We start from the raw sequence: 13,832 nt of genomic DNA, 5'->3' as shown, positions 1-13,832 counted from the left end.
TGCTATGGGCAGGGAACTGGAATTCTTATATGTATCATCCCGGATAAAAGCCCTGGAGACCGAACTCCTCGGTAAAAATGCTATAGACAGGCTGCTGGAAGCCGAAGGACCGGAAGAAGCCCTGAAGGTCCTGGGCGATACCGGTTACGGCGGCGATATTGCCGAAATGGAGAATGTCTACGATTTTGAAAAGGTGCTGGAAAAAAGCTTGAAGAGGACCTTTAAAACTATATCCGATTCAACGAAGGACTCCCGCTTCGTAAGGTTTTTTACGCTGAAGAACGATTACCACAATCTGAAGGTAATCATCAAGAATAAAATTCTCGGGCTCGATGGAAGAGATTATTTTTCAATACTTGGCGAAGTGCCGCCGGAAGAGCTTCAAAAACTGGCTTTTGAAGATGCAACCGCATCGGTCCCGGAGAGAATAAAAAGGGCTTACAAACAGGCCGTTCAGATTTACGAAGAAACCCAGGATTCCCAGCAGATAGACTTGCTTCTGGACCGCATGCTGTTTGAAGAGCTGGCAGAATTGGTGGAAGACACGAAAGAGATATTTTTAAAAGAATACTTTACTTCAATGGTAGACCTTACGAATATAAGGACCATGGTAAGGCTCATGCAAATGAAAGCCGACGCCAGAATGCTGGAGAAATCACTTCTTCCGGGAGGAAGCTTGAAAAAGGATGCTTTCATGAAGCTTTATGCGGAACCCCTGCAGGGTGTAATCGACGCGTTAGCTTCGTCTCCATACCGTAAAGTTGTGGAAGAAGGCATTTCGGCGTGGATAAACAGCGGCAGTCCAGCGGTATTTGAGAAACTGGCCGACGACTACCTCCTGAAGCTGGCCAGGCGGGGGCTCTATAAACCGTACGGCCCCGAGACAGTGGTGGGCTATCTTGCGGCCAGGGAGAATGAAACAAAAATCCTCAGGATGATTCTGGTGGGAAAGATAAACGGCATTTCTTCGGAGATGATAAAGGAGAGGTTGAGAGATGTCTACGTATAAAATAGGCGTAATCGGCGACAAAGATACGGTCCTGGCTTTCAAGTCTCTGGGAGTGGACATCTTTCCCGCACTGGATTCAAAAGAGGCCGGCAATATAATCACCCGGCTTGCAAAACAAAATTATGCTGTGATTTTTTTAACCGAGCAGCTTGCAAAAGACATGAAGGAAAGAATAGATTATTACAGAAACAGTATGCTGCCGGCCATAACGCTCATACCAAGCAACAAGGGTTCGCTCGGAATTGGAATACAGGAAGTGAAAAAATCTGTGGAAAAAGCCATAGGAGTGGATATCTTATTTGAAAGAGAGGGAGAGGAATGAGCCAGGGAGTTGTAGTTAAGGTTTCCGGTCCCCTCGTTGTGGCAACGGGATTGCCCGAGGCCAAAATGTTCGACGTGGTGAAAGTGGGCAAACAGGGTCTGATTGGCGAAATTATAGAGGTGCACGGGGAGAAACTATCCATCCAGGTGTATGAGGAGACTTCAGGCCTGGGCCCCGGCGATCCGGTCGTATCTACCGGAGTGCCCCTCAGCGTTGAACTGGGACCGGGGATGCTGGAAGGAATATTTGACGGAATTCAAAGGCCGCTGGATGTCATAGAATCCAAAGCCGGCAGTTTTATAACCAGAGGAATAGATGTTCCTGCATTAAACCGCGATAAAAAATGGGCCTTCAAGCCCACCGCCAGAAAAGGCGACAGGGTCACGGGCGGAGATATAATAGGTACCGTGCAGGAAACCGTCATAGTGGAGCACCGCATCATGATTCCCCCCGGATTGTCCGGAACCCTAGAAGACATCAGGGAAGGGGAATTTACCGTTACTGAGACCGTGGCGAAATTAAGGACCGATAGCGGCGACATTGTAGATATCGCCATGATGCAGAAATGGCCCGTAAGAAAGATAAGGCCTTATAAGGAAAAACTTGCCCCCGAAGAACCGATGTCCACCGGGCAGAGGGTAATAGATACTTTCTTTCCGGTCACAAAGGGAGGAACGGCATGCATCCCCGGGCCCTTCGGCAGCGGCAAGACGGTGGTTCAGCACCAGCTGGCCAAGTGGGCCGATGCTGAAATAGTCGTGTATATAGGCTGCGGCGAGCGGGGCAACGAGATGACTGACGTGCTCCTGGAGTTCCCTGAATTGAAAGACCCGAAGACCGGGGAGCCACTCATGAAGAGAACGGTTCTCATTGCCAACACATCCAACATGCCCGTGGCGGCAAGGGAAGCGTCGATTTACACCGGAATAACAATAGCTGAGTACTTCAGAGACATGGGATACAGTGTGGCACTTATGGCCGATTCCACCTCGCGTTGGGCGGAAGCCCTCCGCGAGATGTCCGGAAGGCTTGAGGAAATGCCCGGTGAAGAAGGTTATCCTGCATATCTTTCCAGGAGGCTGGCAGAGTTTTATGAGAGGGCAGGAAAAGTTATATGCCTCGGAAGCCAGGAGCGGCAAGGAGCTCTTACCGCAGTCGGCGCTGTGTCGCCTCCCGGCGGCGACCTTTCGGAACCCGTGACGCAGGCCACATTGCGGGTGGTGAAGGTGTTCTGGGCACTGGATGCGCAGTTGGCCTATGCAAGGCATTTTCCGGCCATAAACTGGCTCACCAGCTACTCGCTGTACTCCGATACTGTGGAAGAGTTTATGAATGAAAACATCAGCCCGGAGTGGCGGGATTTAAGAACCGAAGCCATGAAGCTTTTACAGGAAGAGGCGAACCTTCAGGAAATAGTGAGGCTGGTGGGTATAGACGCCCTTTCCGTAAAAGATAGGCTGGTACTGGAGGCAGCGAAATCCATGAGGGAGGATTTCTTGCATCAGAACGCATTCCACGAAGTAGACACCTATACTTCCCTGAAAAAGCAGTACCGCATGCTTAAATTGATACTGCTGTTCTATCACGAATCTCAAAGGGCAATAGATGAAGATGTGGTCTTTTCCGAGATAGAAAAACTGCCGGTCAGGGAAAAAATTGCAAGAGCCAAATTTATTGATGAAAAGGAACTGGAGAAGTTTGATGAGATAGAAAAAGAATTGAAAGCCCAGATTGCGGAGCTTCTTTCGGAAGGAGGGAGAGTGAATGCTTAAAGAATACAAGACAGCCCGGGAAATAGCCGGCCCTCTCATGCTGGTGGAAAATGTGGAGGGCGTAAAATATAATGAACTGGTGGAAATAGAGACTTCCGAAGGAGATATCCGCCGCGGTCAGGTGCTGGAAATCGATGGAGACAGGGCATTGGTGCAGCTGTTCGAGGGCTCAACTGGCCTAAACATCAATGACTGCAGGGTCAGGTTCCTGGGCAAGAGCATAGAGCTCGGAGTGTCCGGCGACATGCTGGGCCGTGTGTTTGACGGTTTCGGCAGGCCCAAGGACAACGGCCCAAAAATAATTCCGGAAAAGAAACTGGATATCAACGGAAGCCCCATAAACCCCACCGCCCGTGACTATCCTTCGGAGTTTATCCAGACGGGGATTTCAGCCATCGATGGCCTGAACACCCTGGTCAGGGGACAGAAGCTGCCCATTTTCTCCGGTTCCGGCCTTCCGCACGCCCAACTGGCGGCTCAGATAGCAAGGCAGGCCAAGGTTCTGGGAACGGGAAGCAAATTCGCCGTGGTATTTGCGGCCATGGGTATAACCTTTGAGGAGGCCGATTACTTTATATCGGACTTCAGGAGGACCGGCGCCATCGACAGGTCCGTGCTGTTCATTAACCTTGCCAACGACCCGGCCATAGAGCGTATAGCCACGCCGCGTATGGCTTTAACCTGTGCCGAGTTTCTGGCCTATGAAAAGGATATGCATGTTCTGGTTATCCTGACCGACATGACAAACTACTGTGAAGCTCTCCGGGAGGTATCCGCAGCCCGCAAGGAAGTTCCGGGCCGGCGCGGCTATCCTGGATATCTGTACACGGACCTTTCTACAATATATGAAAGAGCGGGAAGAATCCGCGGAAAGGCAGGTTCCATCACCCAGATACCGATACTAACCATGCCCGAAGACGATAAGACTCACCCCATACCAGATTTAACCGGCTACATCACCGAGGGCCAGATAATACTGAGCCGTGAGCTTTACAGGAAGGGAGTTCTGCCGCCCATAGATGTGCTGCCGTCCCTTTCCCGTCTGAAGGACAAGGGTATCGGCAGGGGTAAGACCCGGGAAGATCACGCTGACACCATGAACCAGCTCTTTGCCTCATACGCCAGGGGCAAGCAGGCCAAGGAACTGGCAGTGATCCTGGGCGAAGCGGCCCTTTCAGACGTGGATAAACTCTATGCGAAATTTTCGGATGAATTCGAGAAGAGATATGTCTCGCAGGGTGAAAATGAAGATAGATCCATAGAAGAAACGCTCAATCTGGGGTGGGAACTTTTGACAATACTGCCGAAGCCAGAGCTCAAGCGAATCAGGGACGAATATATCGAAAAATACCTTCCTAAAAAAGGAGAAGAATAGATATGTTGATGCGGGTAAACCCCACCCGGATGGAGCTGACAAGACTTAAAAAACAGCTGGTGACAGCCAGAAGGGGCCATAAGCTCTTGAAAGACAAACAAGATGAACTCATAAAAAAGTTCATCGACATGGTGAAAAAGAACAAAGAGCTGCGGGAAGAAGTGGACCGGGAACTGGAAAGTGCCTTCAAAAGCTTCACAATGGCCCGCAGCCAAATGCCGCAGGAAGTGCTGGAGGAAAGCCTTATGATTCCCGCGGCTCGCGTGAGCATCAACGTCTCCAAGGCCAACATCATGAGCGTAAATGTCCCGAAGATAGACATATCCAGCGAGGAAAGCGGCAATATATACTCCTACGGTTTTGCGCAGACTTCTGGCGAGTTGGACAGCGCCATAGGCATCCTTGCCGGTGTGCTGCCCAAAATGCTCAAGCTCTCGGAAATAGAGAAAGCCTGCCAGCTCATGGCCGACGAGATAGAAAAGACCCGCCGCAGGGTCAACGCACTGGAGTATGTCATGATACCCTCTCTGGAGGAGACCATAAAATACATCACCATGAAGCTGGACGAAAACGAGCGCGGCAATATAACCCGACTCATGAAGATAAAGGAAATGGTGATGAACGGATAAAGACAAAGCCTGTTTCCACAAATTATGGAAGCAGGCTTTTTTAATAGCAGCGCTTTTGAATTTCAGGCTGGCTTCTATTATCCATAAAGTCATCCGAACAATATTTCGCAGTTGTTTCAAAGACCTTCCAAACATTATCTTTTGGAATTAATAAAACAATGTCATCCAGTTTTTTTACAAAAACTTCTTTATCCTTAAATCGATATTCTTTAGGCAACCGGACGGCTTGACTCCGGCCGTTTTCAAAGATTTTATTTACTTTGGAGTAAATATCGTCGTAGTCCTTTTTCCAGTTCACGGATTGAACCGTCTGGTAATCTTTCATTATCATCATCTTTAAATATTGAGATACAGTTAAACCATAATATTTTTCATCGCAACGAAGAGCTATGAATTTATTTTTCGCTCTATTTTTCATAACACCTTATCTCTAAAAATAGAGTAATACAAATATAGCTATAAAACAAGAGGCTATACAATTTTAATTGAATAAATCGTAACAAATAATCGCAAATAAAAACTTACTTTTCTCAAAAATCTATGTTAAAATAACATCAGGAGGTGTGAAAATGAGCATACCGATTGAAAAAATTAATGATTTATTAAAAAAGTTACCTGATGAGGATAAAAAAGAGGTTTTAAATTATACCGAATTTTTGATTGAAAAAAGAAAGAGAGCCTTTAAAGAATTTCTAGAAAATGTTCCGGAAGAAGATGAGGAACTTTCTCCAGAGGAAATTGAAGCATTAAAAGAAGCGGAAGAAGATGTCAAAGCCGGTAGAGTAAAGACCCTTGAAGAAGTCAAAAGGGAGCTAGGACTATAATGGAAATAATAATAACGAGAAGGGCTGAAAAGGATATAGAAACATTAGATGCTTTAATTAAAAAAAGGATAATTGATGAAGTATTAAGACTCAACGACTTTCCGAAGATACAAGGGATAAAGATGCTTAAAGGAAAACCTACAAGATATAGGCTTCGAGTGGGAGATTGGAGAGTTATTTTTTATGTTGATTGGGATAACAACTCGATAATTGTGGAAACCGTTAAACACAGACGTGAAGTGTATAGGTGAAAACACTTTTTGGAAGTGTAGAAAAAATCAAACTCTGTTCTTCGGATTTTTAAGGAAGCTCCGGAAACCCCATTAAAAGATAAAAAGTATCCCTGTAACAAAAGTAGTTCCATGCTGGATTTCATGCGAATTTATGAAAATTATGGTATAATATTGGTGTGCTTGGTCAGATGCTGGCATACCATTTTTTTGTTTTTATAAAAATTAATTTATAACTATATAATTTATTAAATGAGTTGTTGTTTTCATTATTTGCAGGTTTCTACTTTATAAATTTCATAGAAAAGTAAATTATAACAAAATTTACCGATGGATGGCATCTTCTGTTATAATACTAAAGCATAAATTTTCCCAATCAAGAAGAAATCCAGGGTGCTCTCAAGGGTTATCTGGAAAGTGGAGAATTCAGAGTTGGAGACCATAGGGGGATAGGAGAAGCCGGCTTTATGCTGCTCGGTAATATAGATGAAAGCCTTATGAACGTTGAAGCAAATATGTTCCAAAACCTTCCTCAGATATTCCATGAATCGGCTTTAATTGACCGTTTTCATGGTTTTATAAAAGGCTGGAATGTGCCCAGAATGAGAGAGAACATGAAGGCAAACGGGTGGGCTCTAAATGTTGAATATTTTTCTGAGATTATGCACTTGATGAGGGACGAAATTATTTATCGTGCGATCATTGATGAGATTTTAAACGTACCTAAAGGAGCTGACACCAGAGATACTGAGGCTATAAAAAGAATGTGTACAGGGTTTTTAAAATTATTCTTCCCGAATGTAAACGATATAACGAATGTTAATATATTAGAGTTTAATGAATACTGCCTGAATCCCGCAAAATCTATGCGGGAAGTAATTAAGAAACAGTTAGGTATTATCGATCGTGAATTTAGCGGTAAGAATATACCGGAGATTACTTGTAAAGGGCTCGAATAATAAGTAAATTGGGTGAGTAAAAATGAAGATAGCTAATTGTAGCTTTTGCAATGCGCAACTTGATAAAGATATTATTGCGCTTAATAGAAAACTATTGGGACGTAATATCAAAAGAATTTTGTGTATATGTTGTCTTGCGGAGTATATTTCTTGTACGGAAGATGAGTTAAGGGTAAAGATTGAAGAATATAAGGAACAGGGCTGTACCTTATTTGCATAATTTTTATTATGGCATTGGCAACTGTCATAGGGCGAAACCGCTTTATGACAGACGAAATTGAAGCCGGAAAAGCGGCACGGGTGCTTGGATTGTCCTTTATTACCGAAGGTGCCATACCTTTTGCTGTCGCAGATCCGTTAAGAGTTATTCCCGCCATAATGTCAGGTTCTGCTTAGTCCACCCAGTTTTCCAAGGAAAGGCCGGGAACTCTTTTAAATTCATTCGTATTGTTGGTTACCAGAGTAAGGTTTTCAGACAGGGCATGGGCGGCAATCAACATGTCATGAGCTCCGATAATTTCCCCTCTTCTTTCCAATTCAGCACGGATCTGACCATAAACGAAGGCGGCTTTATCGGAAAAAGGCAATATCTCAAAGGGAGCAGAAAAAACTGTCAATGCGAGCTTATTTTTTTCTTTGTTTTGACTTTTTTCTACCCCATACGCAAGTTCCGCCAGCGTAATGGCGGATATACATACATCCCCAATATTGAGTTTTTCTAAGGTTTTATAAACTGTGACAGGTTTCTTTTTTATGATGTAGATACAGATATTAGTATCCAGCATATATTGCATTTACAGTTCATCTCGCTCTTCAATTTCCGGCTGGTTTCTATTGTCCATAAAGTCATCCGAAAAATATTTCGCAGCTGTTTCAAAGATCTTCCATGCATTATCTTTTGGAATTAATAAAACAATGTCATCCAGCTTTTTTATAAAAACTTCTTTATCCTTAAATCGATATTCTTTAGGCAACCGGACGGCTTGACTCCGGCCGTTTTCAAAGATCTTGGCGGTATCCATGAAATATCCCTCCATACACACGGTATATACTATAGTATATATTTTCGTATTTTTTATGTCAACTCTATCATAATTAGGTGGTATAATGCTTACACAAAAACACTTAAACGTATTACAAAAAATATATAATAAGTTGAAGGAAACAAATATAAACTGGGTCATCACGGGAAGCACAGCCTTTATCATCCAAGGAATTCCGCTTGCTCCAAATGATATTGACATTCAAACCGATGAACGGGGTACGTATCAAATAGAAAAATGCTTCAAAGATTTTATTAAAACAAAAGTACGCCTGTCTTCCGATGGCAAAATATCTTCTCACTTTGGATGCCTTGAGATTGATGGCATTAAGGTCGAAATAATGGGCGACATACGAAAAAATATAAATGGTGTCTGGGAAGAGCCGGTGGATTTAAGAAAATACAAAAAATATATCAGTTTCAATGATATGCATCTGCCCGTTCTGGATCTCGAATATGAATATGAGGCATATATGAAAATGGGGAGAGTTGAAAAGGCTATGCTGCTCAAAGAATGGATATGCAAAAAGCAATCATAACCAATTTTCACAGGAAGGGTTATACAAAAAGCGGAAATGGTATATAGAAATGTTATTAATGAAAGCCGATGGGTATATCAAGTGCCTGCCGGCTTTTTTGATTTTCAACGGGGCATAATAATAACGGGGCATAATAATATAGACTGAAAATTTTTTTATTTAATTAGTGAAGGACGCAGGGGATGGGATGGAAAGTTTGAATAGGGATTTTGAAAGGATGCTCCGGCAAAGTAGCTTTATATCACTGGCGGCAACGCTTTTTGTCCTGCTGCTGGAAAAAGACGGGCGGTGGGCTCTGGGGATTCTGGCGGGGTCTCTGGCCTCGAATATAAATTTTTATTTGCTGTACAGGAGCATTGTAAAATCGCTAAAAAAGAAGCGACACCGCGCTTTCATCTTTATGTACGGCATGTACCTCGTACGAATCGGGGCCATCATGGGCATGCTGATAATATGCCTTAAAGCCGGATTCGATGTTTTTATATCATCAGTTTTGGGGCTGATGGTAATAAAACTCGTGATGTATTCAAATACTATTTGTGTGAGGTGGAAAATGTGGAATTCTTCCCGAAGGTAGTTTTTGTTTTGCCTCTATTTGGCATAAATATTCCGGTGACGGAGACGGTAGTGGTGACATGGGGGATAATGGCAGGATTGATGATATTCGGATACGTGGCCGGGAAAAACTTCGAACGGATACCGCAAGGACTTCAAAATGTGGTGGAAATATTGTATGAAGGGCTGGAAGGACTGATCAAATCTACAATGGGCGAAGGCAAAGATGGATTTGTGCCGTATATCGGGACACTGGCGATGTTTTTAGCTGTTGCAAACCTGATAGGTTTACTAACCTTTAGACCACCTACGGCAGACCTGTCCACTACCCTCACCCTGGCGGGCATCACTTTTGTGCTTACCCAGTATGAAGGCTTAAAGAGAAAAGGTGCAGCCGGGTATATCAAGGAATTTTTCGAGCCTCTTCCTTTCATGGCCCCGCTGAATGTCATAGGTCAGATTGCCAACCCTTTTTCCATGGCTTTCCGCCTTTTCGGCAATATACTGGGCGGCATGATAATAATGGGGCTGGTATATTCTGTAGTTCCGGTGCTGATCCCTGCGCCCCTGCATTTTTATTTTGATGTGTTTGCGGGCGTGCTTCAAACTTTCATTTTTATCATGCTCACCATGACCTTTGTGACCATGGCCGCTGATTAAACCAGAATATATCTTTTGAAAGGAGAATAAAAAAATGGCCGCAATCGATGGGAAAGCTTTGATCCTGGCTTTTTCCGCCATTGGCGCTGGACTTGCAATGATAGGCGCTCTGGGCACCGGTATAGGCCAGGGCATAGCTGCCGGCAAGGCAGCTGAAGCCGTGGCAAGACAGCCCGATGCCCAGGGGGATATTATAAGAACCTTGCTTCTGGGCGACGCCGTGGCTGAGACCAGCGCCATATACTGCCTTATCATCGCGTTGATACTTATTTTTGCTAATCCTCTGGCAAGATTGCTATAAAGAAGGCATGTATATATGATGATTAATATTTATACCATGATATTTCAACTCATCAATGTGCTCGTTCTGTTTTATTTTTTGAAAAAGTTTTTGTATAAACCCCTGGGTGATTTTTTAAAGAAACGCAGGGAAACATTGAAATCCCTTTTTGAAGAAGCCGAAAGCAGGAAAGTTGAGGCGGAAAGACTTTATAAAGACTATCAGGCGAAACTTGAAAACGCCCATGCCGAAGTGCGTTCCATTATCATCCAGGCAAGAAAAGAAGCGGCTGCACTTCGGCAGGAACTTATGCAAAAGGCAAAACACGAAACCGAGAACATTACAGCCGAAGCCCGACGAGAGATTGAAAGGCAAAAGAGCAAGGCTTTCTCCGAGGTTAAGGAAAAAGCGGCTGAATTATCCGTAATGATAGCGTCAAAAATTTTGGAGGAGAAACTTTCGCCTAAAGACCACCAGGAGCTAATACACCGGGTCATCGAAAGGATGGATGAAAGACAATGGCTGCAGTAAGCAGTCCCTATGCGGAGGCCCTTTTTTCGGTCGCTCAAAAGGCGGATAAAATAGAAGAGTTTAAAAATGAACTGTGGCTTGTATGTCATATAATAAAAATTGACAATAAGTTCCGGCATTTTTTAAAACACCCCAAGATATCGAGAGACACCAAAAAAAATGTAGTAAGACAGAGCTTGTCTCAAAAAATAAGTCAGGAAATGTTAAATTTTATTTTCTTTGTAATTGACAAAAACAGGCAGGATTCTCTGCAGGAAATTTTTAGGGAATACTCGAATCTTTACCGTAAATATAAAGAGCAGAGGTACGCAAAGGTTTATACGGTTGTACCGTTGACTGAGGAACAAAAGCTGGATATTAAAGAAAAATTTGATAATCTATATGATACCGACGTTACTATTGAAAACATCCTGGAGCCTGAAATCATAGGCGGAATGATGATAAGAATGGGATTTCAGGTGATAGACGGTACCATAAGGTCGGAGCTTGATCGCATCAAAGCTGCAATATTGTGAGGAGCGGTAGATATGGACCTTGCGCCTGATGAGATAATTTCGGTCATAGAAGACAATATCCGCGGATATGAAAAGCATCTTGAAGTGGATGAATTGGGTTATGTGATGAGTGTGGGTGACGGTATAGCCAGGATTTACGGCGCAAGAAAGGCTATGGCCGGAGAACTCCTGGTCTTTAAGAATGGCGTCCACGGCATAGCCTTGAACCTTGAAGAGGACTCCATAGGCTGTGTACTCCTGGGTTCCGATACTGAGATTAGCGAAGGGGATGAGGTGTACCTCACCGGCAGGATAGTGGAAGTGCCTGTGGGAGAAGATCTTCTTGGCCGGGTGGTTGACGCTCTGGGAAACCCCATAGACGGATTGGGCCCCATAAAAACCCATATGACCCGCCCCATAGAATACCCGGCTCCCGGCATAATAGAGAGGCGGCCTGTAAATACTCCTCTTGAGACCGGGATAATGGCCATCGATGCCATGATACCTGTTGGAAGAGGGCAACGGGAACTAATCATAGGCGATCGTCAGACCGGCAAGACTGCCATAGCGGTAGACACTATCATAAATCAAAAGGGCAAAGGAGTTTATTGCGTATATGTGGCCATAGGGCAGAAAAGCTCCAGTGTGGCCCGACTGGTGGAAATTCTGAGGGAAAACGGTGCCATGGACTACACCATAGTTGTGGCGGCCAATGCCAGCGAGCTGGCACCGCTGCAGTACATCGCCCCTTATGCGGGGTGCGCCATGGCCGAAGAATTCATGTACAGCGGCAAAGATGTTTTGATCGTCTATGATGACCTTTCAAAACATGCCATTGCTTACAGGGCCATGTCTCTGCTTTTAAGGCGGCCTCCCGGAAGGGAAGCTTTTCCCGGAGATATCTTTTATCTTCACTCGCGGCTTCTGGAAAGGGCGGCCCGCCTCTCCAAAAAGTTCGGGGGAGGTTCCATGACGGCTTTTCCTATAGTGGAGACCCTGGCCGGAGATGTATCTGCATACATTCCCACCAATGTCATTTCCATCACTGACGGCCAGATTTACCTTGAATCGGAACTTTTCCACTCCGGAGTGCGCCCCGCTATAAACGCGGGCCTTTCGGTATCCAGGGTGGGAGGTGCGGCTCAGTATAAGATAATGAAACAGGTGGCAGGCAGGATTAGGCTGGACCTGGCCCAGTACAGGGAGCTTGCGGCTTTTGCACAATTCGGGTCTGAACTGGACAGCCAGACCAGGTCAAGGCTTGCCCGGGGTGAGCGCATCGTGGAGATCCTGAAGCAAAACCAGCTTCAGCCTATGGACCTTACTTCCGAAATACTGGCCCTCTATGCGGTGACCCACGGATTCCTGGATGATTTGGCTCTGATTGATGTTAAAAGGTTTGAAAAAGAAATGCTGGATTACATGAAATCAATGCAAAAAGAACTGCTGGAAGAGATAAAACATAAGAAAGCCCTGGACGATGAACTGGAAGAAAAGATGAAAAAGGCCATTGCCAAATTCAAGGAGATATTTAAACCCAGTGAAAAGGAATCCCCTGAAGAGCTTCACCAGAGAGACGACGAAAATGCAGAGTTCATAAAAGACAAGACAGGGGATAGAATAAATTAAGCGTAAGTTACGAGTAAGGAGGTTACGGCGAGAGGAACTATGGTAGTCGGAAATCATATTCTGACATCCGACTTCTTACCTCTGGCCTCTTATATCATATGTCTGGCATCCGTGACATAAAAAGGCGGATATCCGCCGTAAAAAACATGCGAAAAATCACCGGGGCCATGTATATGGTTTCCTCGGCCAGAATAAAGGGAGCTCAGATCCGGGCTCAAGATTTCGGGGATTTTTTTGATAAGGCTTTGGATATCATTGCCAGGATACCGGCTTCATTAAAGCCTACAGAAGAAAGGCCGCCGCTTTTTATCGTGATGGCGGGGGACAGGGGCATGGCGGGAGGATACAATGCGTATATTCTAAAAACGGCTTTGCGGGAAATAGATAAAACCGGCAATGCTGGAATAATAACCGTGGGGCAGAAAGCCAGGAAGTTTTTTTTGAACATGGGGATAGAGCCGGTGCTGTGGTACAACGGAATTGATAAGGAGTTGACCTCGGAGGTCATTGAAGAAATTTCCAGGAGAGCTGTGGAGGAATATAAAAAAAACAGCTGCGTGTATGCGGTTTACACTCATTTCAAGAATCCCGCGATACAGCAGGTAAAGGTGGCAAAGCTGCTGCCGCCTGAAAAAGACAATTTAAGACAAAAACGTCAGTACATCTTTGAACCTTCACCGGAAGAACTCATAAAACTGACATTGGAATTTTATGTTAAAATGAGCCTTTATGGGTTTTACCTCCACTCCTATGCCAGCGAGCAGGCTTTTCGGATAAAGGCCATGGAGAATGCCACCCAAAACGCCGATGAACTGCTAGAGGATTTGAATATGAAATTTCATCGGGAACGTAAGGCTTTTATTACGAGGGAAATAACAGAAATAGTGAGTGGTGCGGAAAACTATTTGCATTGACGGCAAGTCTGTGCATGCCGCCCCTGTTCCGCTTGTATCGAGGCAAAGAAGATGGGAAACGGCAGAAA

At 44.7% G+C, this 13,832-nt stretch carries 19 protein-coding genes and 1 pseudogene; 17 read left to right on the top strand and 3 right to left on the bottom strand.

Features of this window, described 5'->3' with window-relative positions; all coding sequences use genetic code 11:
* Positions 1–4: 4 nt before the first annotated feature.
* Genes AC6I1H_RS07960 through AC6I1H_RS07940 form a run of 5 tightly spaced genes read left to right on the top strand, consistent with a single transcriptional unit; the run spans position 5 to position 5,107 of the window.
* Positions 5–1,009 carry a V-type ATP synthase subunit C gene (locus AC6I1H_RS07960; RefSeq protein WP_497740416.1) on the top strand — a complete coding sequence of 335 codons (1,005 nt, stop codon included), beginning with the start codon at positions 5–7 and terminating at the stop codon, positions 1,007–1,009.
* Positions 996–1,331 carry a V-type ATP synthase subunit F gene (locus AC6I1H_RS07955; RefSeq protein ID WP_497740415.1) on the top strand — a complete coding sequence of 112 codons (336 nt, stop codon included), beginning with the start codon at positions 996–998 and terminating at the stop codon, positions 1,329–1,331. Before AC6I1H_RS07960 ends, AC6I1H_RS07955 begins: the two co-directional genes overlap by 14 nt.
* Complete coding sequence (locus AC6I1H_RS07950) at positions 1,328–3,103, top strand: ATP synthase subunit A (RefSeq protein ID WP_497740414.1); 1,776 nt, start codon at positions 1,328–1,330, stop codon at positions 3,101–3,103. Before AC6I1H_RS07955 ends, AC6I1H_RS07950 begins: the two co-directional genes overlap by 4 nt.
* Positions 3,096–4,478 carry a V-type ATP synthase subunit B gene (locus AC6I1H_RS07945; RefSeq protein ID WP_497740413.1) on the top strand — a complete coding sequence of 461 codons (1,383 nt, stop codon included), beginning with the start codon at positions 3,096–3,098 and terminating at the stop codon, positions 4,476–4,478. Before AC6I1H_RS07950 ends, AC6I1H_RS07945 begins: the two co-directional genes overlap by 8 nt.
* A gap of 2 nt (positions 4,479–4,480) precedes the next feature.
* Entirely contained in the window at positions 4,481–5,107 is a 627-nt protein-coding gene (locus AC6I1H_RS07940; protein ID WP_497740412.1) for a V-type ATP synthase subunit D, read from the top strand.
* Positions 5,108–5,147: 40 nt separating this feature from the next.
* On the opposite strand, the gene AC6I1H_RS07935 is transcribed toward AC6I1H_RS07940, so the two are convergent.
* On the bottom strand, positions 5,148–5,525 hold the full coding sequence (locus AC6I1H_RS07935) for an antitoxin (RefSeq protein ID WP_497740411.1): 378 nt from the start codon (positions 5,523–5,525) through the stop codon (positions 5,148–5,150).
* Positions 5,526–5,676: 151 nt separating this feature from the next.
* Here AC6I1H_RS07935 and AC6I1H_RS07930 point away from each other — a divergent pair, with 151 nt between their 5' ends.
* The 4 genes and pseudogenes from AC6I1H_RS07930 to AC6I1H_RS07915 all read left to right on the top strand — a co-directional run.
* Positions 5,677–5,931 carry a DUF2281 domain-containing protein gene (locus AC6I1H_RS07930; RefSeq protein ID WP_497740410.1) on the top strand — a complete coding sequence of 85 codons (255 nt, stop codon included), beginning with the start codon at positions 5,677–5,679 and terminating at the stop codon, positions 5,929–5,931.
* Entirely contained in the window at positions 5,931–6,182 is a 252-nt protein-coding gene (locus AC6I1H_RS07925; RefSeq protein WP_497740409.1) for a type II toxin-antitoxin system RelE family toxin, read from the top strand. Before AC6I1H_RS07930 ends, AC6I1H_RS07925 begins: the two co-directional genes overlap by 1 nt.
* 341 nt (positions 6,183–6,523) lie before the next feature.
* On the top strand, positions 6,524–7,120 hold the full coding sequence (locus AC6I1H_RS07920) for a BREX system Lon protease-like protein BrxL (RefSeq protein WP_497740739.1): 597 nt from the start codon (positions 6,524–6,526) through the stop codon (positions 7,118–7,120).
* A 228-nt stretch (positions 7,121–7,348) separates the two neighbouring features.
* Positions 7,349–7,513 (top strand): annotated as a pseudogene (locus AC6I1H_RS07915) (PTS fructose transporter subunit IIBC); the annotation flags it as partial.
* Here AC6I1H_RS07915 and vapC read toward each other — a convergent pair.
* On the bottom strand, positions 7,513–7,914 hold the full coding sequence (gene vapC, locus AC6I1H_RS07910) for a type II toxin-antitoxin system tRNA(fMet)-specific endonuclease VapC (protein WP_497740408.1): 402 nt from the start codon (positions 7,912–7,914) through the stop codon (positions 7,513–7,515). The pseudogene AC6I1H_RS07915 and the gene vapC sit on opposite strands and share 1 nt — an antisense overlap.
* Entirely contained in the window at positions 7,915–8,142 is a 228-nt protein-coding gene (gene vapB / locus AC6I1H_RS07905) for a type II toxin-antitoxin system antitoxin VapB (RefSeq protein WP_497740407.1), read from the bottom strand.
* Between the two features lie 85 nt (positions 8,143–8,227).
* Between vapB and AC6I1H_RS07900 the strand changes: the two genes are divergently transcribed.
* From AC6I1H_RS07900 to atpG, 8 genes are all read left to right on the top strand, one after another.
* Complete coding sequence (locus AC6I1H_RS07900; RefSeq protein WP_497740406.1) at positions 8,228–8,701, top strand: nucleotidyltransferase domain-containing protein; 474 nt, start codon at positions 8,228–8,230, stop codon at positions 8,699–8,701.
* Positions 8,702–8,888: 187 nt separating this feature from the next.
* A complete protein-coding gene (locus AC6I1H_RS07895) occupies positions 8,889–9,278 on the top strand; it encodes an ATP synthase subunit I (protein ID WP_497740405.1) in 390 nt (129 codons plus the stop codon).
* On the top strand, positions 9,257–9,916 hold the full coding sequence (gene atpB / locus AC6I1H_RS07890) for a F0F1 ATP synthase subunit A (protein WP_497740404.1): 660 nt from the start codon (positions 9,257–9,259) through the stop codon (positions 9,914–9,916). Before AC6I1H_RS07895 ends, atpB begins: the two co-directional genes overlap by 22 nt.
* 34 nt (positions 9,917–9,950) lie before the next feature.
* Positions 9,951–10,217 (top strand): ATP synthase F0 subunit C, encoded by a 267-nt coding sequence (atpE, locus tag AC6I1H_RS07885; RefSeq protein ID WP_497740403.1) that lies wholly within the window; start codon positions 9,951–9,953, stop codon positions 10,215–10,217.
* Positions 10,218–10,232: 15 nt separating this feature from the next.
* Entirely contained in the window at positions 10,233–10,727 is a 495-nt protein-coding gene (gene atpF, locus AC6I1H_RS07880) for a F0F1 ATP synthase subunit B (RefSeq protein WP_497740402.1), read from the top strand.
* Positions 10,715–11,242, top strand: a complete 528-nt coding sequence (locus AC6I1H_RS07875; protein WP_497740401.1) for a F0F1 ATP synthase subunit delta — start codon at positions 10,715–10,717, stop codon at positions 11,240–11,242. Before atpF ends, AC6I1H_RS07875 begins: the two co-directional genes overlap by 13 nt.
* 12 nt (positions 11,243–11,254) lie before the next feature.
* Positions 11,255–12,850, top strand: coding sequence for a F0F1 ATP synthase subunit alpha (atpA, locus tag AC6I1H_RS07870; protein ID WP_497740400.1), 1,596 nt, complete (start codon positions 11,255–11,257; stop codon positions 12,848–12,850).
* Positions 12,851–12,948: 98 nt separating this feature from the next.
* A complete protein-coding gene (gene atpG, locus AC6I1H_RS07865) occupies positions 12,949–13,764 on the top strand; it encodes an ATP synthase F1 subunit gamma (RefSeq protein ID WP_497740399.1) in 816 nt (271 codons plus the stop codon).
* Positions 13,765–13,832 lie beyond the last annotated feature (68 nt).

It is taken from the genome of Biomaibacter sp. TOL (assembly GCF_059717795.1).
The sequence above is the reverse complement of the archived record's forward strand: the minus strand, read 5'-3'. Positions and strand labels throughout refer to the sequence as shown.